Below are 22,305 nucleotides of genomic sequence, written 5' to 3' on the forward strand. Positions count from 1 at the left end.
ATTAACATGGGATGTATTTAAATTAAAGACCTTAGAGGAAAAATAGACGAGCATATTCGTTGAACATTAACATGGGATGTATTTAAATGGAAATAAAATAGCATTAGAAACTAATGGGGCTGGCAGTTGAACATTAACATGGGATGTATTTAAATTGTGCTTATATAATGCAACTCCGCCTGCTGTCGCGTTGAACATTAACATGGGATGTATTTAAATCTGGTGTCGATGTCTTTTATTACATCACCATTCATTGTTGAACATTAACATGGGATGTATTTAAATTTATATTTATGTTCCGTTAATCTAGTGCAGTTTGGGTTGAACATTAACATGGGATGTATTTAAATTTATCTATGAATTGTATAGAATTTATTAAATTTCTGTTGAACATTAACATAAGCTGTATTTAAATTAATAGTTAAGCTACACCACTTATAAAAATTTTTGTATATATAACAGTTTGTATTTGGATTACTTTAACATATCTAATTATCCATAAAAAATACAAAGATCTATAAAAGAACCTTGTTTTATAAGAATTATGTAAGATTAATTGAAACTGGTCCTAGTATTACAAGTATTATCTGATCTAGCGTATGAAAATCATTCAAGTAGCTAAAGGGTTCCCTTATCGTATGTCTTTATAGAAATTAGGGATGAACACCAAAAATATTATTGGTACAGTTTTTGATATTCATCCTTTCTATTTATCCTCTTCATTTATTATTCGCTATTCATTCTTTTAACTAATTCTCTGCAAATCTTCCTGCCATTTCAGCTTAACTGTCCCCACTTTTCCATTTCTATTTTTTGAAATTATGTTTTCTATTATATTTTTTTCTTGGCTGTCTTTGTTGTAGTAGGAGTCTCTGTAGAGAAACATCACTACGTCTGCGTCTTGCTCTAGGTTGCCGGATTCCCTGAGGTCCGAAAGAAGGGGCCTGTGGTTTAGTCTGGCTTCTGGGGCTCTTGATAGCTGAGAGAGGGCTATTACGGTTACATCTAGTTCCTTGGCAAGCAGCTTTAGGCTCCTAGAGATTTTGCCCACATCAATGCTGCGGTTTTCACTTTTTTCACCGGAGTCTATAAGTTGTAGATAGTCTATGATTACTAGGTCAAGCCCCTTTTGTAATTTTAATTTTTTACATTCATGCTTTATATCCTTTAACATAAAAATGCTGTCATATATGTGTAGGGGACAGGAGCTTAGGGAGTCGGTGGTATTTATAATGTCTAACCATTGTTTGTCCGTAAGTGTGGAATGCTTTATGTGGTCACAGGAAATGCCGGAGCATATGGAAAGGGCTCTTTCAAGCACGTGCTCCTTGGACATTTCTAGGTTGAAAAAAGCAACTTTTTCCTTCTTTCTTAAAGCTACATTTAAAGCTATATTTAGGGCAAAGGAGGTTTTTCCCATGGAAGGCCTTGCAGCTAGTAAAATAAAATCTTTGTAGGAAAGACCGCCTATCATGTAATCAAGGTTTTTATAACCAGTAGATATACCTCTTATGCCGCCGCCTTTTTTATACCTAAGCTCCATGGTGTTAATTACGGATTCTAGGGCAGGTATAAGGTCACCTTGGTCTTGCTTTTTTACATTTTTTAATTTAAAAAAGTTTTCTTCCATATAATCCATGACTTTATCTGAGCAGGAATCTTCTTTTTCAATAAGCTTCACGCCTTTTGTCATAAGGAGTTTTAGCTTTCTGTTTGTGGATTTTTCCTTTAAGGTAGCGGCGTAATGATTTATATTAAATGTTGGTAGGGCACTGGATATTATGCTACTTATGTAGGAAATTCCACCAGCATCTACCAGGGATGAACCTAGTTTTTCGCAAAGGGAAGTTATTTCTATAGCTTTGTTTTCCTCAAAAATCTTAACTGCAGCGGAGAAAATCAATTTGTGTCTGGCATCATAAAAGTCTTCAGGTTCCAAAGTTACCATAATCTCTAATATATAATCATTTTTTAGCATTATTGCTCCAAGAAGTTCGCTTTCCATTTGAATGTTATAGAACTTATTCATTTTTTAGCCTCCTATTGGTAATTATTTTCACTTTGTTTGTTATTTTCAGATTCGCTGAAGTCTACATAGTCATAGGCGGCTGCGTTTGGAATGCAGTAGGGATCTTTGAAACCTTTACTTTTACTTTGTTTTTCATTCCACTCTTTTTGGTAATTTTCTACTTGTGCCTTGGATTTAATGCCGAGAGAAATCCAATTGTTTAGAATGCAATTAATATAGCTCATACTTCTAGCATTGTGATTTACTGACTCTAGGATAGCTATTTCTATGGCCTCTGGCTCTATGTCCTTTGCCCAATCAGAAAGTTTTGCATATTCCAATGGGGTTATGGGATGGATGTTACTGCTAAATACATTTATAAGGTTTTTAAATTCAGGTTCTATTTCCTCTAAGGCCTTGCTAGATTCTAAAGTCATAAGAGGATTTTCGCCTTCAGTAGCAGCTTGGCTTTCTTGCATTAAACTATTATTAGGTTCTTGGATTCTATCAGTAGTAGTTTTTTCTAAGGAAACAGCAGGATTAGTAGTTTTAGTGGAATCCTGGCAAGAGTTTGCTTGCAAAGTTTTATTAAGTTTAACATTGGCACTGTCTGAAGATTTTAAAGTGAGAGTATTTGAAACAGTAACAGTGTTTGAAGTATTGTTTGTAGTGTCTATAGTATTTGGCACATTGGTTGAAGTGCTATTTTTTATAGTATTTATAGCCGTTGGTACATTGGTTGAAGTATTGCTTTTTATAGTATTTATGGTCTTTGGAAGATTGCCTGAAGCGTTATTTACTGAATTGTTTGCAGAATGTTCTTTAGAACTTAAAAAATTTAGTTTTGTGCCTTGAAATAGCTTGTCTAGAGGATATCCTTCATCCACACAAATATTGTAGAATTTTTGTAAAAAATCTTTATTTATAACTTTTTTAAGCTCACCATTTAAGCTTTTTATATTGTTTGGGCTGTTTATAAAGTTTTCTTTTATCCAGTTTGTTATCATAATTTCTCTGGAACTTTCGCAGTATTCTATATAACCACACTGGGTGAGTTTATTTAAAAGATTGTCCACTTCTGCTTCGTCAAAGCCAGTCTCAAAACTCATGGTTTTCTTGGAGATTTGATAAATTCCGCATTGATTGGTATTAGGGTTGGTCATTGTGTATATATAAAAATATTTTTCCTCAGGGGTAAGTTCCACTATAAAAGCATCTCTCCAAAAGTTAATATAAAACATTCTAAATACTGCCATGTCTATCCCTCCAAATAAATTTTATGATTAACCTACAAAAAGGTACAATGCCATGGAATTATGAAAGTCATTCCAGAGAAATTTCATAATTTGAGTAATGTAATGCTTTTGTGGGATAATCATTTTATTTTTTAATAAAATAAGAAACAATTAAAATTTTGATGGCGTAATAAACCTTCAAAATAAATTTCATTCTTTAATCACTAAGTATGCAGTAAGGAGTGTTTATTACACTTTTAAGAAAAATAAAAGTAAATAAGTTTTATTAGAACCTTTTACTATTAACAGAAGTTAAAACTTTTAATATAAAAATAGAATCAAGTAAGTTTTATCAGAACTCACTTGCTAGGAAATGTTTGTTATACTTTAAATAAAATTTTTCAAAATCTTTAGCCTATATTTTATTAAAAACTCATGGAGGTATTTTTATTACAGTTTTAATGTTAACTTTTGTTTGTTGAAAGTTAATCTTAGTTTTTTATTATGCTGATGATTATTTTAATTAATGTTAATCTTTTCTATTATTTTGCTGATTATTTTTATTAATTTTATTCTCTTTATTATTATTGTTTATTTATATTATTTTTTTATTTTAATAGCATGGAAGGGGCTTATAAGGGGGTAGAATGAGGGGACAGTTAACAACTTTTGGAGCTAAAAGTTGTTAACTGTCCCCATAAACTAAACTAAATTTAAAGAATAAGTTTTCTGCATGAACCATCAGAAAGGAAAAACTCTCTTAGCTTAGATAACTTGCTTTTTTTATCTATAGCAGAGTAACTCTACTACTATTAATTTACTATGTTTAATTAGTGGCATGTGTGGTAATATAATTAATATATAGGATTTTTAAGGAAGCATAGAATTTATAATACTATATAGTTTATGGAAGAGGTATAGGAACTAAATATATAATCAAAAATGGGAAGTGATTATACGTGAAGAAGATGCCTATTGGAATAAGTAATTTTAAAGAAATAATTGAAAAGAATTATTATTATGTAGACAAAACATTGCTTATTAAGGAAATATTAGATGATGGTTCAAAGGTAATATTACTAACACGACCAAGACGTTTTGGAAAAACTATAAATATGAGTATGTTAAAATATTACTTTGAAAACACGGAAAAGGATAATTCTTATTTGTTTAAGGATTTAAAGATATTTAGTCAAGGGGAAATGTATATAAAAAACCAAGGGAAATATCCAGTTATATTTGTTACTTTAAAAGATATAAAAAATAGCACATGGGAGATGACTTATAGCAAAATTAAAGCATGCATAGAAGAGGAATATGATAGATTCGGTTTTTTAGCAGAAAGTGAGCGCCTAACAGAAATTGAAAAGGAAATGTTTAGTAAAATAAGAAGAGGAATAGCTAAAGAAAGTGAGTATGAAAATTCTTTAAAATATTTAACAGAGTATTTAGATAAGCACTATGGTGTTGCGCCGATTTTGCTTTTAGATGAATATGATGTACCAATTCAAAGTGGTTATGTAAATGGTTTTTATGATAAAATAATAGAATTTATACGTAATTGGCTAAGTGGAGCTGTAAAGGATAATAATCACATTAGTTTTTCAATTATGACAGGGATACTTAGGATTGGTAAAGAGAGTATATTTAGTGGAATGAATAATCTTAAGGTACGTACTGTATTGGATAACCAATACAGTGAATACTTTGGATTTACAGAAGATGAAATAGTAGAAATGCTAAGAGATTACCAAAGAGAAAAAGAATTTGAAGTAGTAAAACAATGGTATAATGGCTATGTCTTTGGGAAAACACAGATATATAATCCTTGGTCCATAATAAATTATATTGACAATAAAAGTAGTAATCCTCAAGCTTATTGGCTTCATACTAGTAGCAATGATGTAATACATGATGTAATTAAAAATTCGAATACAAGGATACAGGAAAATCTTATAAGGTTAATGGAAGGTTCTGTGATTGAAGAAGTAATAGATACAAATATAATTTATAAAGATATTTATAAAGAGGATAATTATTTGCTTAGTTTTTTACTTCTTGCAGGTTATTTAAAGGTAAATGAAGTTCGTCAAAATGAATTTGGGTTTACAGTAGCTAGATTGTCTATTCCTAATAAGGAGATCAGAACTGTTTATAGGCAAGAAATAATGACACAAATATCAAATGGCATAAAACCTATGGAACAAATTATAAGCTAATTTCTAAAAACATTCACCAAAGTTACTTCAACTGTGGATATTAAAAACCATTGAAACGTAACTTTGGTGATTTTGTTTACCTCTATACTGAATTTCAAATCATACCTTAGTTTATTCTCTGCAATCCTGCCACCATTTCAATTTAACTGTCCCCATTATTACAAAATATAAATTATGATTATCCCACAAAAAGTATTATATTACCTGAATTATGAAATTATAAAAGTAATCTGTACATATCATATAAAAACAAAATCCAAAATATGATGCAGGAGAATGTATATTGTTTAGAATTTTTAAACTTTTTAAATAGCCATATTCCAATTATAGAATTAAGGAGTAGAGCTGAGAAAATTATAAGCATGATATAAATTTCATAGATTTCTGAGTTTGATGTATCAGAATATGAAAAAAAGGGATATATTAAGAAAAATAAGCTTTTAAGGTAATAATAAGAAATCTCTTTTCTTCTTATTGATTTTTTAGCTGTATCATCCATACCTGTATACTCTAAATAAGTGTTTCTAGAAAATAATTTCATATATTTTTCGTGTAAACTGATATTTTTGCTAAATAGTATGCCTAAGAAGATTAAAATAAGTCCTAATATCATAAAGGCTGCTTTGAGATTTAAAATTAAGCTTAATATTAATAGAAGTGTTCCAAAGATTAGCCCAATTAAAGTACTCTCTAAAAAATCACCCATTCTTATTCCTCCAAAATTTATTAATTTATCAATATTATAACATTTATTATAGTAGATTTTAAAGATTTTATGTGTTTAAGATAGTTTGACACTACCAACATACAAACATTAAAATATACATATGGATTAAAAATTTCTATTAATAATGAAAAATTGATAAACAAATAGGGGGAAGTTAAAATGGGTTTTGATGAATGTGCTAAAAATTGGGATACAGAAAAAAGAATTAGTAGAGCAAGGGTAGTAGCTGAGGAGATAAGTAAGTCTATTGATATTCACAAGGACTATTCTGCTATGGAGTTTGGGTGTGGAACTGGTCTTGTGAGTTTTAATCTTTATGATAAATTTAAAAAAATTACTCTTGTTGATTCATCAAAGGGAATGATAGATATATTGAATTCTAAGATTGATAAATATAAAGTAAATAATATGATTGCAAAGAATGTAGATATATCCTTTAAAAATTCATTGGATATGAAGTTCGATGTTGTTTATAATTCTTTGGTGCTTCATCATATTTATAATACGGAGGAAATAATAGATAAGTTTTATGAATTAATTAATGAAGGTGGTTACTTGTGTATAGTGGATTTGGATGAGGAAGATGGTGGCTTTCATAAAAAATATTCTGATTTTGATGGACATAACGGATTTAATCAAGAAAAATTAAAAAACATTTTACTTAGAGCTGGGTTTAGTGATGTAGAGTCCCATACATTTTTTCACGGTGAAAAAATTATAGAGGGAGAGAGAATTGATTATTCATTATTTTTGATTAAGGGGAGAAAATAAAGATAGATATCAATTTATTTTTAAATATTAATATTAGGTTTACTTGATAGTTATTATATATAAGAAAAAGTAGGATTTAAGTCCTACTTTTCTTTCATACATGTATAGAAAATTTATATTTTTATATAACAAAGATAGATTTTTATGTTACCCATCTAAACTGCTAAGGAATATTTTCGTATTCTGGCAATAAGCTAAAATTTTTAAAATCAGGAGATAGACCTGTTTTATCTTTTAGCTTCAATTGATTTTCTTGGATATAATGTTGTACCCCAGATTGAGACAGTTGTCTCTTTTGTTAGAGGTATATTTTTAGCATCCACAATAGTTCGCCACCATTCCCATGCAAGGCCTGTACACTCTTTTGCTTTAACGCAAATATTTCTTGTATTTCCTTTTAAGCATATTTCTGTATTGAAGTGTGCTGTTCTATCTTTATTATTTCCTGACCAAGCCTTATGCTCAATTATTTCTTTACCATTTTTATCATAACTAATTTCATCCCAAGTTATTTCAAATTGAGCAACATATGCGCCGCTGTGATCAAGTGCTAATTTACCGCTAGTATATTCTGTTGAAGTTGTCTCTATATATTCGGTTTTGTTGTTTATAGATGCTATTTTATTATCTTTCAAAAATGTGCTAGTATATGAAATTGGATAACCTGGATTTTGTGGACTATATACTGCATTATTTTTAATAATATTCCTTATTTTATCAAAGTCTTTAGTAACAACTCTATTATGTTGTTTTGCGCCTCCACCTAGAACTGTAGCTGTAAATGAACTTTGATTTAATATATCTTTATATTCTGCATTGCTACTTATATCTTGGTCAGCTATTAATGCTTTAAATGCTTCTTTAACCTTTGCACTCTTAGATGTTGTTTCAAGTTTTACATAAATAGTTCTGCCATATGCAACATTTGATACATATGCAGGAGGATTATTATTATTTACTCCTTTTAAAGCTAATGTATTATAAGTTACATTATCACCAAATAAATCTGATGGGTTACAAGGCTTGTCTACACTTACTGTATAAAAAATTTGTTTATATGCAAGAACCATAGCTTTTTTTTCACCTTTATATATAGAATCAAAATCTATATTTAGTGATTTACTTAAAGCTTTAAAATTGCAACCGAACATAGCAGATAACTGTGATTTACTATATACCATTGCATCAGAATAACTTAGCCTTGTAGGTATAGTATATTTATTTGAATATTTTGAGTTCCATGTATCTAATAAAGAATTTATTGAAGCATTAACTGAAGAGTATGTAGGGGATTCAACGACTTTTCTACCGTCTTCACCCATTCCGGGTAAATCAATACTTATAGTTATGGGCTTTCTTTCACATGAAATTATATCCGGTTTGTTTTCTAAAAGATTTTTGTTTGCAAGTTGTAGAGCACCAGGATATGTTCTGTCATTTATAGAATCCATAATTGCTATATCTGCAGTGGAATCTTAAATACTCTTCTTTTCACGTTTTACTACCACAAACTTGTTTGAATCTTCAAAACCTTCAGCTGGTACGAAATTTTCAATTTTTTCTCCGTTAAATGATAATATTTTTTCTGGGTCATAGGATAGTGCATAGATATTTTTGTCTATGTCATCACTATTATTTTTTACTGAACTAGTAGACTCTTTTGGAACATTTGAAAGCAAAACTTTATTATTGCTGGCAGCATTATTCTTAGGGGTATTTAGATTATTATTACATGCTAATCCTACTGCAATAACTCCAACTATCATTACTCGTACTAATGACTTTAAACCTTTTTTAGCAATTTTCATTATGCATCCCTCCTTTAGTTTCCATGATGCCTAAATTATTTTATAAATATAAGACTGCATTTTAAAACATTAAGTTTATTTGGGAACATATGGTTTACCAAAATTATACTATATAATATAATGATAATCAATGCAACATTATGAAGAAATGTAATTTAAAACCAAAACAATCACCAAAATTACTTCAAATGCTGGTATTAAAAATGCATTGAAACATAACTTTGGTGATTTTATTAATTAAACTTGTGAGTTTGTAATTTATTTAATATTTTTATAATTTATTTAAGAATTACTAAAATACAAGTTAAGGGAACTTTTTGAAGTACCCTATAAAAATGTTATATGAGCCTGCGAAAAAAAGTCTGTAAATTATTTAAGTTCTATATTGAATTTCAAATCCTCTCTTAATTTGTAGTTTTCCAAAGTGCTAGTGCCTATAGTGTATTCCTCATTGGCTTTAAGAGGGGAAAACTCCATTGTAAACATGTTTGGATTGTTTTTATCTTTTATAATATTGTATGGACTTAGTGGTTCAAGTGATTTATTTTTAGAGTCCTTTATATAAAGTTTTTCACTTTGAAAATCAGGGAAATTTCCATCCACTCTGTACTTAATTGTAGTTTTGGTGCTTGAAGTTTTTACTTCAGTTATAGTAAGTTTGCCAAATTCACCTTGAGAGAGAACTAAAGGTAAGGTACTTTTTAGCGGCTTGGTGCTCTGTTTAAAACTATTGGTGATTACTTTTTGTTTTCCATTTTCAGACCCTACAAATTTTTCTGTAGTGAAATCACAAGGAATTATAGTTAAATGCTTAGGAGTTTTTTGTAGTGCATCTAAATCTAAGGTGTATTTAAATCCTTTAAAAATATTATTACTACTGTAGTGATTGCCTTTAAATTTTACTTCATTTCCCTTATCGTCTAGAATGAACCAAGTATCGTGATCAAAGAAACTGTCATTAATATCATTACTATTAAAGAATTTATTCTTATGACCACTGATAAAAAGTGATGTATTTACAGGGGTTAGAACTACTTTATCTATGGTTATAGAACTATTTTCGTATTTTATATTTTTATTGGGCTTAAAGGTTTTTGTATGCTTAGCTATTCTATCTTTTGAAACAGAAAATTTAAAATCCCAATGTCCATTTATTCCTAAAATTGATTTCATATTTATATCTATATTTAGTTTGTTAGGCAATTTTTCATTTTTTGTATCTAAGGTAGCTATAGTTGTCAATGTGTTTTCGTCTAAGAATTGGCTGTTAGCACCTCCAGCTAGAGTGGACTTTTTTCCGTTCATATTAATATAATTTCCAAGGAAGGGCCAGTCATAGGTTCCGCTTTCCATACGCTTTTTAACATCAGCGCCTTTTAAGGTATAGCTTATCATAAGACCAGAGTCATCATATATTGCCTCATGTATAGTGATGGTAAGACCATTGGAAGTTACGGTTTTGTCTACCTTTTGAGAATATTTGCTGTAGTCTCCTTGGTAACCTAGTTTGCTGTTTATGCTCTCTATGATAGAATTTAAAACAGGAACATTGTCTGCAAAAGTTGGATTCTTAATGCCTACTCCTATTAGGCAGAGAAAACCTACTGCCGCAGCTGCAGCGCCATATTTGAGTTTTTTAAAGTGTTTATTTTTATTGTTATTTATTTGATGTTTTAGATTATTTATAATTTTCTTCTTAGAAAATTCGCTCATATCAGCATCTATAGAATTAAATTGGTTTTCGTCCATTTCTATGCCATTTAATAAATTCAATATATCTTTTTCTTCTATATTAGCTTTCATTATATTACTTCCCCCTTTAAAACACTAAACTTTTTCTTCAAGGATTTACGTCCTCTTGAAAGTCTATTATCTACTGCAGAACGTCTAATGGAGAGTTTAGCTGCTATATTTGATATTTCTTCATCTAAGAAATATCTTCTTATAAATATCTCCCTGTCTACAGGGTCCATGGAATTTATAAGTGCAAGCAATTCTTCTCTATTTTCTTTTTCTATTATTAGTTTTTCAGTATTCTCATGGTCTGTCAATGAATAGTCATCTATACATTCTGAATTTACTTGCCCACAGATTTTTCTCTTATAATCAATAGCTTTGTACTTGGTAACTGCCATTAGCCAGTTTTTAAAGCTACCCTTACTGTGGTCAAAGCTATCTATATTATTCCAAAGACATAAAAAAACATCATTGACACATTCATCAATGCATCCGATATCATTGCCTCTATAGAGAACACTATAGGCAACTTTGTATACTAAATTGCCGTAGGTATTTACTATAAATTCTAATGCCTTGGAGTTTTTCTTTTTAATTTGTTCAATAAAATTAGAGTCGTCTATCTTCATTTTGTACCTCCTTGAGAAGCTTCTCATTTATATATACGTGAGGAGAAGGGGAAATCTATCAATTGATATGAAGTTTTTTTAATTATAGTTTATTCCTAAATGATATTATATATTGGGAGCTTTCGCTAGGGAATTGAGAGAACTTAAGACTCTTAATAACTTTTTATTAAGAGTAGAAGAATAGTTAATAACTTTTCAGTAGGTTTAATAGAGAAAAAGGAGGTGATTAACAATTTTTTACTAGGCTTTAAAGATAAGGAATAAAGGAAGTTAAAAAATTTTATTAGGTATAGGATAGTATTAGAATAAATTGGGGACGGTTAATGACCATTATTAGATTTAATATCAAAAGGTTATTAACCGTCCCTATAAACTTATCCCTATAAACTTAAAATAAAAGGAGAGGACAATTTAATAGTAGTTAGGTATTTAAAGTTTTTATATTATTTTAGTAAATATCTTTAATTAATCAATAGCAATATGTGGCATTGCTATTTAGAAAATTGGGATTTTGTAAAATTTACAGTGTTATCTGCAGCTATATTTAAAGGTATTTTTCATAGAGGATAGTATAATGTTCATTTTCTTATATTTTTTTGCTTCTTTTATTGCTTCTTTTAAGTATGTTTTACTTATTTCAAGTTTATTTATAGCATAAAAACCTAATCCAATATCATTATATATTTCAGAGGAATATTTCTTATTTGGAAGTTTTTCATATTGGTTTAAATGAAAAATACACTTTTGCATATATTCTTTTATATTGTTGATATCATTTATTTCAATATAAATTTCTAATATATTGCACAATGTAACCAGATACATTTCTATATTATTTTCGCTTAAAGTTAATATTTTTTTGTGTACTTGTAGAGCAGCAGAATAAAATTTTTTTTCTTTAAGGCAATTAGCTTTTAACATAAGTATACTTATTTTTTCAAATAGGTAGAAAGTCAATTTATTTTGAAACTTATGTTCAATTTCTTCAATTTCTTTTAAAGCTGAATTGTAGTCTTTTAGATTTTTATAGGCTATGATACTGTTATATTTAAGCTTATATTCGTGCTCTTCTGGAATATTATTCATGTAAGTATAGGCTAATTTAGTGAAATGTAAAGTTTCTTTATATTTTCTTAAATTGTTGTAGCAATAGGTGATGTCGATAATTAAAACTATTAATTGAAGATTATCAAAAAGGTAATTAGAATTTTCAAAAGCTATTAAAGAATAACTATATGCTTTATTGAAATCACGAGAAGTTTTAAATATTTTACCTAGCTTTGTATATATTGCTGTTTTTTCTCTTTTTAAATTATATTTATCTAATAAATTTTCAATTTCATCCAGATTCTTTTGAAATTCACTTTCAAATACTTTCTGAGGAGTGGAATTTAATAATTTAATGAAACTACTACATATTTTTTTTGCCTGGCACTTAGGTGACTCTAGTAAGTATTTCAAAGTAACGTCGCATTTTATAGAGCGTCTTTCACATATCTTATGTAGATTATCTATTAAAATTTCAGCAGTAGCTTTTGTAAGGCCAGTTTTGTTGGTTTCAAGCATACTTATCATATTTCTTGTAAGCCTGTCCCCACTTAGTTCATATTGCTTTATGTCATATTTTTTTCTTATGTCTTTAAGTTTTTCTCCTGCTGTAATGACTTTAGTATTCATAAGATCTTCTCCTTACTATATATTTTACCTAATTAAAGTATACTAAAGAATTTTAAAAAAGTAAAGGATTATTCTTTACTTTTTTAAAATTTAATGTTACAATATATGTAAAACAAAGAATAATTTACTTTTATATTTGCATTTAATTATAAAATATATAAGGAGGTATTATTATGAAAAGAATAATAAAAACTATGGTATTGACACTATGTACAATAGCTATTCTTAATAATGGGACAAGGATTGTTAATGCAAAGACTTTAGATACTAAATCTAAAAATTTAATATCTATTAACAGTCAGATAAAAGCCATTAATAATAGTATTGATCCAGACTCAATAGGAAGCTAATAAAAGCAAGGAAGTTACATTTACTTTAATGAATTATGTGACAATATCAAATGCTTGGTAAATTTACTAAGTATTTATTGTAGCAGTTATGCTAATATGATACCTAAACATTTTTACCCCAAAAAGCTTAACTTTTTAAATTTAAGAAGTTAAGCTTTTTTTTATTTGGTATAATACTTCAAATTTTCTATCATAGCATAGAAGAATGTTTATTTGCTGTAGAAAATAATTTTACAAGAAAAAAGGGACAGTTAACAACTTTTTATTATATTTAATATTAAAAGGTTGTTAACTGTCCCTATAAATTAAAAATAAAAGAAGAGGACAATTTTTTAACTACTTATCTAATTGTAGTTTTCATATTTCAAGTTTTTATATTATCTATACTAAATATCTTCATTAAATATTTTTACTAAATGCAATGTGAAATTGCTATTTAGAAAACAGAGATTTTGTAAAATTCACTATGTCATTGATAGTTTCCCTATCACCTAAATCATTATAGTATTTAATAAATTCAAATATTAAAGTGTTGTTTATAGGCAGTAAGTTAAGAGACATTATTTCAACTAGCTGATTTTTTAAATTATCCACTTCATCTGTGGCTTTATCATTTGCAGCTATATTTAAAAGTTTTTCCATGGAGGATAGTATGATGTCTGGTTTCTTATGTTTCTTTGCAACTTTTATAGATTCATTGAAGTATGGTTTACTCATTTGAAATTTATTTATAGTATAGCACCCTAGCCCAATATCATTATATATTTCAGAAGAGTATCTTTTGTTTTGAAGTTTTTCATATTCTTTTAAATTCAAGATGCATTTATCAACATATTGTTTTAAATTCTTGCTGTCATTTATTTCAATATAAATCTCTAATATATTACACAATGTAACAAGATACATTTCTATATCATTTTCGCTTAAAATTAATATTTCTTTGTGCATTTTTAGAGCATCAATATAGAACTTTTTTTCTTTAAAGCAATTGGCTTTTAAAATAAGTACTTTTATTTTTCTTGTAGGTTCTGAGGTTAATTTATTTTTAAATTTATCTTCTACTTTTTCTATTTCTTTTAAGGCAGAATTGTAATCTTTTAGATTTTTATAAGATATAATATTGTTATATTCAAGCTTATATTCTTGCTCTTCTGGAATTTTATCCATGTAAATATAGGCTAGTCTACTGAAATCTAGAGCTTCTTTATATTTTTTTAAATTGTTGCAGCAGTATGTGATATCAATAATTAAGTATATTAACTTAAAATGATTAAAAAGATCATTAGAACTTTCAAAAGCTCTTAAAGAGTAAGTATATGCTTTATAGAAATCACGAGAAGTTTTGAATATTTCACCTAGTTTTGTATAAATTTCTGTTTTTTCTTTTTTTAGTTTATACTTATCTAGTAAACTTTCGATTTCATCTAAATCCTTTCGAAATCCACTTTCAAATACCTTTTGGGGGGTAGAATTTAATAATTTAATAAAATAGTCACATACTTTTTTTGCCTGACAAGAAGGTGACTCTAATAAATATTGCAAAGTAACATCACATTCTATAGAGCGATTTTTACAGATTTTGTGCAGATTTCCTATTAAAATTTCAGCAGTATCTTTTGTGAGTCCAGCTCTGTCGGTTTCAATCATACTTATCATATTTCTTGTAAGTTTGTCTCCACTTAGTTCATATTGTTTTATATTATATTTTTTTCTTATATATTTAAGTTTTTCTCCTGCTGTAATGACTTTAGTATTCATAAGTTCGTCTCCTTACTAAATATTTTATCTAATTTAAAGTATACTAAAGAATTATCTTTAAGTAAATAAAAAATCTTTACTTATTTTTAAGTGAATGATACAATATATGTAAAATACAAACTGTTTACTTTAATGGCTATATTTTAATATTAAAATACAAGGAGGATTATTATGAAAAAAACAATGAAAACTATGGTATGTACACTAGGAATGCTATTATTACTTAATAATGGAGCAAAGATTGTTAATGTTAAAACTACAGATAAACAGTCAAAAAGTTCAATATCCATTACAAGCCAGGTAAAAGGGATGAATAGCAATATTGATCCGGATTCAGAAGATAGTTAAAAAGTAAAAATAATATTTTTACTTATGTCAATTAAACCATAGAATATAACTATAAGAATGGTTGTTGTTAAAGTTAGTAGAAAGTGTATGATGTTTAAAACATTTATATAAAAATATACATGTACCCTAAAGAAATAAAAATAGAGAAAGTGGTATTTAAAAAAATACCACTTTATTGTTGAAATTTTTAATTATTTATAGTATATGCTTTAAATAAATAGCAATATAATAAATTGCTATTTAGAAAACAGGCATTTTGTAAAATTCACTATGTCATTAATAGTTTCTCTATCACCTAAATCATTATAGTATTTGATAAATTCAAATATTAAAGTGTTGTTTATAGGTAGTAAGTTAAGAGACATTATTTCAATTAGCTGATTTTTTAAATTATCCACTTCATCTGTAGCTTTATCATTTGCAGCTATATTTAAAAGTTTTTCCATAGAGGATAGTATGATGTCTACTTTCTTATATTTTTTTGCTTCCTTTATAGCTTTATTAAAGTATGGTTTACTTATTTCAAATTTATTTATAGTATAAAAGCCTAAACCAATATCATTATATATTTCTGAAGAGTATTTCTTATTTTGAAGTTTTTCATATTGTTTTAGATGAGAAATACACTTGTCAATGTATTCTTTAAGATTCTTACTATCATTCATTTCAATATAAATTTCCAATATATTACACAATGTAACAAGATACATTTCTATATCATTTTCGCTTAAAGTTAATATTTCTTTGTGTATTTTTAGGGCATCAATATAGAATTTTTTTTCTTTAAAGCAATTAGCTTTTAAAATAAGTAACTCTTTTTTTTCAAAGAGGCATGAATTTAATTTATCTTTAAACCTATGCTCAATTTCTTCAATTTCTTTTAAAGCTGAATTGTAATCTTTTAGATTTTTATAAGCTATAATATTGTTATACTTAAGTTTATATTCTTGATCTTCTGGAATGTTGTCCATGTAAATATAAGCTAATCTACTGAAATCTAGAGTTTCTTTATACTTTTTTAAATTGTTGCAGCAATAGGTGATATCAATAATTAAACCTATTAAATTAAAATGATTAAAAAGATCATTTGAGCTTTCAAAAGCTCTTAAAGAGTAAGTATATGCTTTATAGAAGTCACGAGAATTTTTAAATATTTCACCAAGTTTTGTATATATTATTGTCTTTTCTTTTTTTAATTTATATTTATCCAGTAATTTTTCAATTTCATCCAGGTCATTTTGAAATTCAATTTCAAATACTTTTTGTGGTGTGGAATTTAACAATTTAATAAGTTCAGTACATATTTTTTTTGCTTGATACTTAGATGATTCTAATAAGTATTCTAAGCTAATATTACATTCCATACAGCGTTCGTCACATATCTTATGTATATTTTCTATTAAGATTTCAGCTGTATATTTTGTAAGTCCAGCTTTGTTAGTTTCAATCATACTTATCATATTTCTTGTAAGTTTATTGCCGCTTAGTTCATATTGTTTTATGTTGTATTTTTTTCTTATATCTTTAAGTTTTTCACCTACTGTAACTACTTCGGTATTCATGAGATTCCCCCTTAACTATATAATTAATCTAATTATAGTATAATAAAAAAAAATATAAAAGTAAACGAAAACTATTTACTTGCTTTAAAATGAATGATACAATATATGTGAAATACAAACTATTTACTTTAATAGTTATATTTTACTATTAAAATATAAGGGGGATTATTATGAAAAAAGTAATGAAAACCATGGTATTAGCACTATGTACAATAGCTATTTTAAATAATGGGACAAGGATAGTTAAAGCAAAGACTATATGTACTGAATCTAAAAACTTAACATCCATTAACAGTGAGATAAAAGGTATGAATAGTTGTATTGATCCAGACTCAAAAGGAAAATAGAAAAAGTAAATTTAATATTTTTACATTTATAAGTTGAATGATAAGATGCATATATTATTAAATTTATTAATCAGCTTATGATAGTAATGTTTATGGTATGGTGATTTAAATAATTTATCTAATAATTAATAAAGATTAATGTGTAAGGATTTTAATATTCTACACATTAATTTTTTTTTTGATAATTTTAGAGTAATGCTATTTTATGGACTTGGATGTTACAGATAATAAGCCTATTTTATATTAATTTATTTATATACAATTGTTTCCCATTTATTTTTAGAAAAGTTTAGGTTTTCTGTAGATATATATTATTGGGAATATGTTCTAATAAAGGATTGAAATGTTTACTTGCTAAAGGTAAAATGATACAATATATGCAAAATCAATATATTTACTTTTATAATAATATTTACCTAGAAGTAACTATAAGAATATATTGTTATAGAAAACATAGCATAATTAAAAATCAATTAGAAAGTAATAGTAGATTTATGATAAGTGAGATGAAAAAATGTAAAGTAAACAATATTATGTAGGCATAAGAAATTTACTAAGCAATAGGGTGAGAAGGTGTATGATATATTAAATATTTACATAAAAAAATATACTTGAACCGGATGAATCAAGTCTATACTTGAAAAAGGTACACTATAATAGTCAACTAAAACGCACTAATAAAGAGGGGGATAAAACAATATGAACGTAAGCATTTTAAAACAAAAAAATTTCTTACTTCTAATGCAGGGAAAATTAGTATCTCTTATAGGCAGCCAAATGCAGAATTTCGCACTTTCTTTATATGTTTTAAAGATAACAGGATCTGCTACTAAATTTGCATCAGTTTTAGCTTTGACCCTAGTACCACAGGTAATTTTGGGACCTATAGCTGGAGTTTTTGCAGATTGGTTTGAAAGGAAAAAAATAATAGTATATTTGGATATGCTAAATGGAATTATGATTGGTATATATGCTGTTATTTATAAAGTTAATGGGGGATTAACTTTAACACATATATATTTTTTAGTTATTGCCATGTCAATAATATCATTACTATTTAACCCAGCCATAAGTACAGTCATACCAACTATTGTAAAAAAAGAAGAATTAGTAGATGCCAATGGAATTAATTCTTTTATTATGAATTTAGGTAATCTAGTAGCACCTGCCATAGCAGGATTCTTATTTGGAGTTTATGGATTGTTTATTATATTAGTAATAAACTCTATAAGTTTTGCTTTATCATCTATAAGCGAGATGTTCATAAATATACCTAAAACAAACAAAAAGCCTGAAAAAATTAATTTAAAATCTTTTTATGTTGATTTCTCAGAGGGAATTAAGTTTATAAAGAAAAAGAAGATAATGATTAGTGTAATAACTATAGGAGTAATACTTAATTTTGCCTATTCACCTGTATTTTCTGTAGGATTAACTTATATATCGAAGCAAGTATTAAAAGTAACTGATTATCAATATGGTATTTTAGAAGCTATATTAGTAATTCCTATGATAATTGCTCCATTTTTTTGTAGTATTATTTGTAAAAAGATGAAATATGGTAAAATTTTATTCTTAGATATTTTAATTCAATCGGCTTTAGTGGGTATTATGGCAATAGTACCATCTGCATTTTATTTAAATTTATTTAGCACTAATTTTATACCATATATAAGTTTAATATCAATTACTTTTGTAATTACATTAATAACAACTATTGGAAATATGGCATTGAATATTATGTTTCAAGAAGTAGTGCCCTTATCAATGATGGGGAGAGTAAGTGCTGTATTGGGTGCAGGATGTATGGCAGCTGTACCACTAGGGCAAATGGTATATGGAATTTTATTTGATAAAATTCAGCCTTGGATTTGTGTAGCTATAACTGCCATAATATTATTTGCTACTACTTTAATTTCTAGAAAAACTTTATTGAGTTCTGATAAAGAAGAGATTGGCCATGAATATCATGTAGATAATGAAGAATTAATAGTATCTTCACCAGAAGTGGCCAATGCTGTTTCTCAGGAGGATTAATTTCATAATTCCACCACATTGTACCTTTTGTGGTGGAATAAATATATTATAGTATTTATTTTTAGTGCGACACCTTTTTATATTGAAATATCTTGCTATTTTAATACATATGCAGCTAGTACACTTTGAAGTTCATATATATTTAAACTTTTATTAAATTGTTTTTCTATTGGCATTTGAGTTCCTGAAATCCATATTTTTAGTTCAGCGTCTAAATCCAAGTGACCTGCAGTTTCTATGCTGAAGTGAGTTATTGCTTTATATGGAATTGAGTGTTTCTCCTTGATAATAAAAAATGTAGTATTACTTTAATAGTATACCATGATTTTATTGACTTGGATTTTTATTAAGTTTTTTTAGTTTGTATTAGATTTATATAATAATTTAATCGAAAACTTTTTTAAAGTGAGCAATTAAAGTCAGTAAGTAGATAGAGATAATACGTAGTAAATACGTATTATGAAATTTTATTAACTACCTCATTAACTCCGCTATTTTTTAAATGTTTTTTATAGAAAAATGTAAAACAAATTATAGTGGAAAGAGAAGCTAATATATCCGCTACGGGTTCTGCCAACAATACTGCCTTAAGTTTATCGTCAAAAAATGCAGGAAATATAAAGATAAAAGGTATAAGTAGTATTATTTTTCTAAGTAAGGCTAACACAACAGATATTTTGGCTTGACCTAGAGCAAGAAATGTCTGTTGACATGCAATTTGTGCTCCAAATATAATAATTCCACCAAAGAATATTCTCATACTCCAAGATGTAAATGCTACTAATTCAGGGTTACTACTAAAAATTCTTACAAGATATTTTGGGCACAACATGATGATAAACCACGCAATTGTTGTATAGCTTAAGCAACTTGTAATAAGCAATTTAAAAGTTTTTTTCACTCTTTCTATATTTTTTGCTCCGTAATTATAGCTGATAATTGGTTGAGCTGCTTGGGTTAATCCCGTCAGTGGTAAGAAAGTTATTTGCATAAGGCTGCTCATTATAGTCATAGCGCTTACTGCCAAATCTTTACCATAAAGTAAAAGCTGGTTATTTAGTGATATTAAAACTAAGCTTTCAGTAGATTGCATTATAAATGGAGATACTCCAAGAGAAATTATTGACAATATTACTTTAAAATCTGGTATTAAATATTTTCTTCTTATTTTAAGTATGGTTTTTTTACTAAATAAAAAGCGTAAAACCCATATTGCTGATACTGTTTGAGAAAGTATTGTAGCTAAAGCCGCACCTTTAACGCCCATATTAAAACCAAATATTAATATAGGATCAAGGATTATATTAATAAGTGCTCCTATTAGTACAGTTACCATTCCAATTTTGGTAAAACCTTGAGTATTAATGAATGGATTCATGCCAAGTGCTATTTGCACAGCTATGGTTCCAATAAGATATATTCCTAAATAATCCTTAGCGAAATCTATAGTTACTTTACTAGCACCAAAAAGCCAAAGTAATGGTTCTTTAAATATACTGAATATTATTGTTAAAATAATTCCTATTATTATAAGAGAAGAGAAGCTATTACTTAATATTTTTTCAGCGCTATCATCGTTCTTTTCACCCATCTTAATAGCTGCGATTGGTGCGCCGCCCATTCCTATCAATGCGCTAAATGAAGATATTATAATAATTATTGGAAAGGCGATACCTACACCTGCCATGGCAATATGACCATTAGGAATTCTTCCAATAAATATTCTATCTACTATGTTATAAAGCACATTTACAATTTGAGCAATAATAGCTGGAAGAGCTAACTTAAAAAGAAGTTTTCCAACGGGAGCTTTACCCAAATCTGTGCCAATTCTATTATTAGTGTTTTTATTCACTATCATCCACTGCTACTCAAAATATGGTCAAATGTATCCATATTGAGATTCTTACTGCTTCAACGTACTCTGCCTTGCCTAAGCTACTACAGTTTGTATAGCACTCCACAGTCGTTAATTCCCCAAATAGCCTTGGGTACACATATAAGTGCTTGTTTAATTAAGCTATCTTATATTCTTTAGCATTGGCTAAATTTATTGAAGCATTTAAATCTCTATCAATAGAAAGCCCACAACTGCATTTGTAAACTCTATCAGATAGTTTTAAATCTTTCTTATATGCTCCACAACAGCTACACATTTTACTACTTGCATAAAATCTATCAACTATTCTTATCTCAATGCCATTTTGTTTAGCTTTTGAAATAAGTTTAGTTCTAAATTCATAAAACTTTTGCCCAGCAATCTCTTTAGCTAAATGTCCATTCTTCATCATTCCACTTACATTTAAATCTTCGATAGTTATAAAACTTGGTTTTTGTTTTATTAACTCATTCACTGTTTTATTTATATAATCAGTTCTTATATTTGTAAGTCTTTGATGAAGTTTTTGTACCTTTACTATTTGTTTTTGGATATTTTGACGAGTAGCTTCTCCTTTCTCTTTTTTATTTCTTAATTTTAAACTTTCATATTTCCTTGAAAGTTTTCTTTGCTCACGTTTTAGTTTCTTCTCTGCTTTTTTAACTGTTTTAGTTTTGTTAACATTCTTTTTAGTTAAGCCATTATTACAAATTGCAAAATCTTTTAGTCCAAGGTCTACGCCTATTCCTTCTGAATAAGGTTTATTATCTACTTTAATAGCTTCTTCAACTAAAATTGAAACAAAATATCTATCTGCTTTTTGGCTTACTGTACCACTTTTAACTATGGAGTTAACTGGAATGTATCCAAATTCTTTTAATCTAATCCAGCCTAAAGTTGGTACTTTAACTCTATGTCTTTCAATAGTCCAATCTGATTTGTTATTCTTAGGAAAATAAGCTTTAACATCTTGATTTTTCTTTTTCTTAAATTTAGGAAAGCCGCTTTCCCCTTTAAAAAATTTCTTAAATGCTTTTTCTCCATTCATAATGGCTTGTTTAGTAGCTTTGGAAGACACTTCTTTAATCCAAGCTTTGTCAGGATGATTAGGAATATATTTGTTATTAAGCCATTTAGAAAAATCCATACCACTAATAAATTTTTTCTCTTTTTCATAAACTTCTTTATTATGAGCAATATAAAAATTGTATAT

The 22,305-nt window shown here is 27.7% G+C and carries 16 protein-coding genes, 2 pseudogenes and 1 CRISPR repeat array (1 of these 19 cut by a window edge); of the genes and pseudogenes, 6 read left to right on the forward strand and 12 right to left on the reverse strand.

Features of this window, described 5'->3' with window-relative positions:
- A CRISPR array of direct repeats spans positions 1–415; the repeat unit is 30 nt; unit sequence GTTGAACATTAACATGGGATGTATTTAAAT; it begins 2,880 nt to the left of the window's first position.
- Between the two features lie 330 nt (positions 416–745).
- Both dnaB and C1715_RS06145 read right to left on the reverse strand, forming a co-directional pair.
- A complete protein-coding gene (gene dnaB, locus C1715_RS06140) occupies positions 746–2,029 on the reverse strand; it encodes a replicative DNA helicase (RefSeq protein WP_102399699.1) in 1,284 nt (427 codons plus the stop codon).
- 11 nt (positions 2,030–2,040) lie between these two features.
- Positions 2,041–3,264 carry a DnaD domain-containing protein gene (locus C1715_RS06145; protein ID WP_102399700.1) on the reverse strand — a complete coding sequence of 408 codons (1,224 nt, stop codon included), beginning with the start codon at positions 3,262–3,264 and terminating at the stop codon, positions 2,041–2,043.
- A gap of 947 nt (positions 3,265–4,211) precedes the next feature.
- Between C1715_RS06145 and C1715_RS06150 the strand changes: the two genes are divergently transcribed.
- Entirely contained in the window at positions 4,212–5,462 is a 1,251-nt protein-coding gene (locus C1715_RS06150; RefSeq protein ID WP_242971926.1) for an AAA family ATPase, read from the forward strand.
- A 217-nt stretch (positions 5,463–5,679) separates the two neighbouring features.
- On the opposite strand, the gene C1715_RS06155 is transcribed toward C1715_RS06150, so the two are convergent.
- Entirely contained in the window at positions 5,680–6,168 is a 489-nt protein-coding gene (locus C1715_RS06155) for a hypothetical protein (RefSeq protein ID WP_102399702.1), read from the reverse strand.
- 180 nt (positions 6,169–6,348) lie between these two features.
- On the opposite strand from C1715_RS06155, the gene C1715_RS06160 reads away from it, so the two are divergent.
- Positions 6,349–6,960, forward strand: coding sequence for a class I SAM-dependent DNA methyltransferase (locus C1715_RS06160; protein WP_102399703.1), 612 nt, complete (start codon positions 6,349–6,351; stop codon positions 6,958–6,960).
- A gap of 227 nt (positions 6,961–7,187) precedes the next feature.
- On the opposite strand, the pseudogene C1715_RS06165 reads toward C1715_RS06160, so the two are convergent.
- The 4 genes and pseudogenes from C1715_RS06165 to C1715_RS06180 form a co-directional block, all read right to left on the reverse strand.
- Positions 7,188–8,726: pseudogene (locus C1715_RS06165) on the reverse strand (thiol-activated cytolysin family protein).
- Between the two features lie 411 nt (positions 8,727–9,137).
- Positions 9,138–10,571 carry a DUF4179 domain-containing protein gene (locus C1715_RS06170; protein WP_102399704.1) on the reverse strand — a complete coding sequence of 478 codons (1,434 nt, stop codon included), beginning with the start codon at positions 10,569–10,571 and terminating at the stop codon, positions 9,138–9,140.
- Positions 10,571–11,134, reverse strand: a complete 564-nt coding sequence (locus C1715_RS06175; RefSeq protein ID WP_102399705.1) for a sigma-70 family RNA polymerase sigma factor — start codon at positions 11,132–11,134, stop codon at positions 10,571–10,573. Before C1715_RS06175 ends, C1715_RS06170 begins: the two co-directional genes overlap by 1 nt.
- A 528-nt stretch (positions 11,135–11,662) precedes the next feature.
- Complete coding sequence (locus C1715_RS06180) at positions 11,663–12,811, reverse strand: helix-turn-helix domain-containing protein (RefSeq protein WP_102399706.1); 1,149 nt, start codon at positions 12,809–12,811, stop codon at positions 11,663–11,665.
- Positions 12,812–12,984: 173 nt separating this feature from the next.
- On the opposite strand from C1715_RS06180, the gene C1715_RS19320 reads away from it, so the two are divergent.
- Entirely contained in the window at positions 12,985–13,161 is a 177-nt protein-coding gene (locus C1715_RS19320; RefSeq protein WP_180964009.1) for a hypothetical protein, read from the forward strand.
- A 432-nt stretch (positions 13,162–13,593) separates the two neighbouring features.
- On the opposite strand, the gene C1715_RS06185 is transcribed toward C1715_RS19320, so the two are convergent.
- Positions 13,594–14,919, reverse strand: a complete 1,326-nt coding sequence (locus tag C1715_RS06185) for a helix-turn-helix domain-containing protein (RefSeq protein WP_102399707.1) — start codon at positions 14,917–14,919, stop codon at positions 13,594–13,596.
- Between the two features lie 171 nt (positions 14,920–15,090).
- On the opposite strand from C1715_RS06185, the gene C1715_RS19325 reads away from it, so the two are divergent.
- Entirely contained in the window at positions 15,091–15,267 is a 177-nt protein-coding gene (locus C1715_RS19325) for a hypothetical protein (protein WP_180964010.1), read from the forward strand.
- Between the two features lie 236 nt (positions 15,268–15,503).
- Here the strand turns inward: C1715_RS19325 and C1715_RS06190 are convergent, their stop codons facing one another.
- Positions 15,504–16,829 (reverse strand): helix-turn-helix domain-containing protein, encoded by a 1,326-nt coding sequence (locus C1715_RS06190; protein ID WP_102399708.1) that lies wholly within the window; start codon positions 16,827–16,829, stop codon positions 15,504–15,506.
- Between the two features lie 170 nt (positions 16,830–16,999).
- Between C1715_RS06190 and C1715_RS19330 the strand changes: the two genes are divergently transcribed.
- A complete protein-coding gene (locus C1715_RS19330) occupies positions 17,000–17,176 on the forward strand; it encodes a hypothetical protein (RefSeq protein WP_180964011.1) in 177 nt (58 codons plus the stop codon).
- Positions 17,177–17,875: 699 nt separating this feature from the next.
- A complete protein-coding gene (locus tag C1715_RS06200) occupies positions 17,876–19,213 on the forward strand; it encodes an MFS transporter (protein ID WP_102399710.1) in 1,338 nt (445 codons plus the stop codon).
- Between the two features lie 95 nt (positions 19,214–19,308).
- On the opposite strand, the pseudogene C1715_RS06205 reads toward C1715_RS06200, so the two are convergent.
- The 3 genes and pseudogenes from C1715_RS06205 to C1715_RS06215 form a co-directional block, all read right to left on the reverse strand.
- A pseudogene (locus C1715_RS06205) lies at positions 19,309–19,494 on the reverse strand (PH domain-containing protein); the annotation flags it as partial.
- A gap of 176 nt (positions 19,495–19,670) precedes the next feature.
- Positions 19,671–21,074, reverse strand: a complete 1,404-nt coding sequence (locus C1715_RS06210; RefSeq protein ID WP_180964012.1) for an MATE family efflux transporter — start codon at positions 21,072–21,074, stop codon at positions 19,671–19,673.
- A gap of 154 nt (positions 21,075–21,228) precedes the next feature.
- On the reverse strand, positions 21,229–22,305 hold a 1,077-nt coding region (locus C1715_RS06215; RefSeq protein WP_102399711.1), incomplete at its 5' end, for an RNA-guided endonuclease InsQ/TnpB family protein.

Source organism: Haloimpatiens massiliensis, assembly GCF_900184255.1.
GTDB lineage: Bacteria > Bacillota > Clostridia > Clostridiales > Clostridiaceae > Haloimpatiens > Haloimpatiens massiliensis.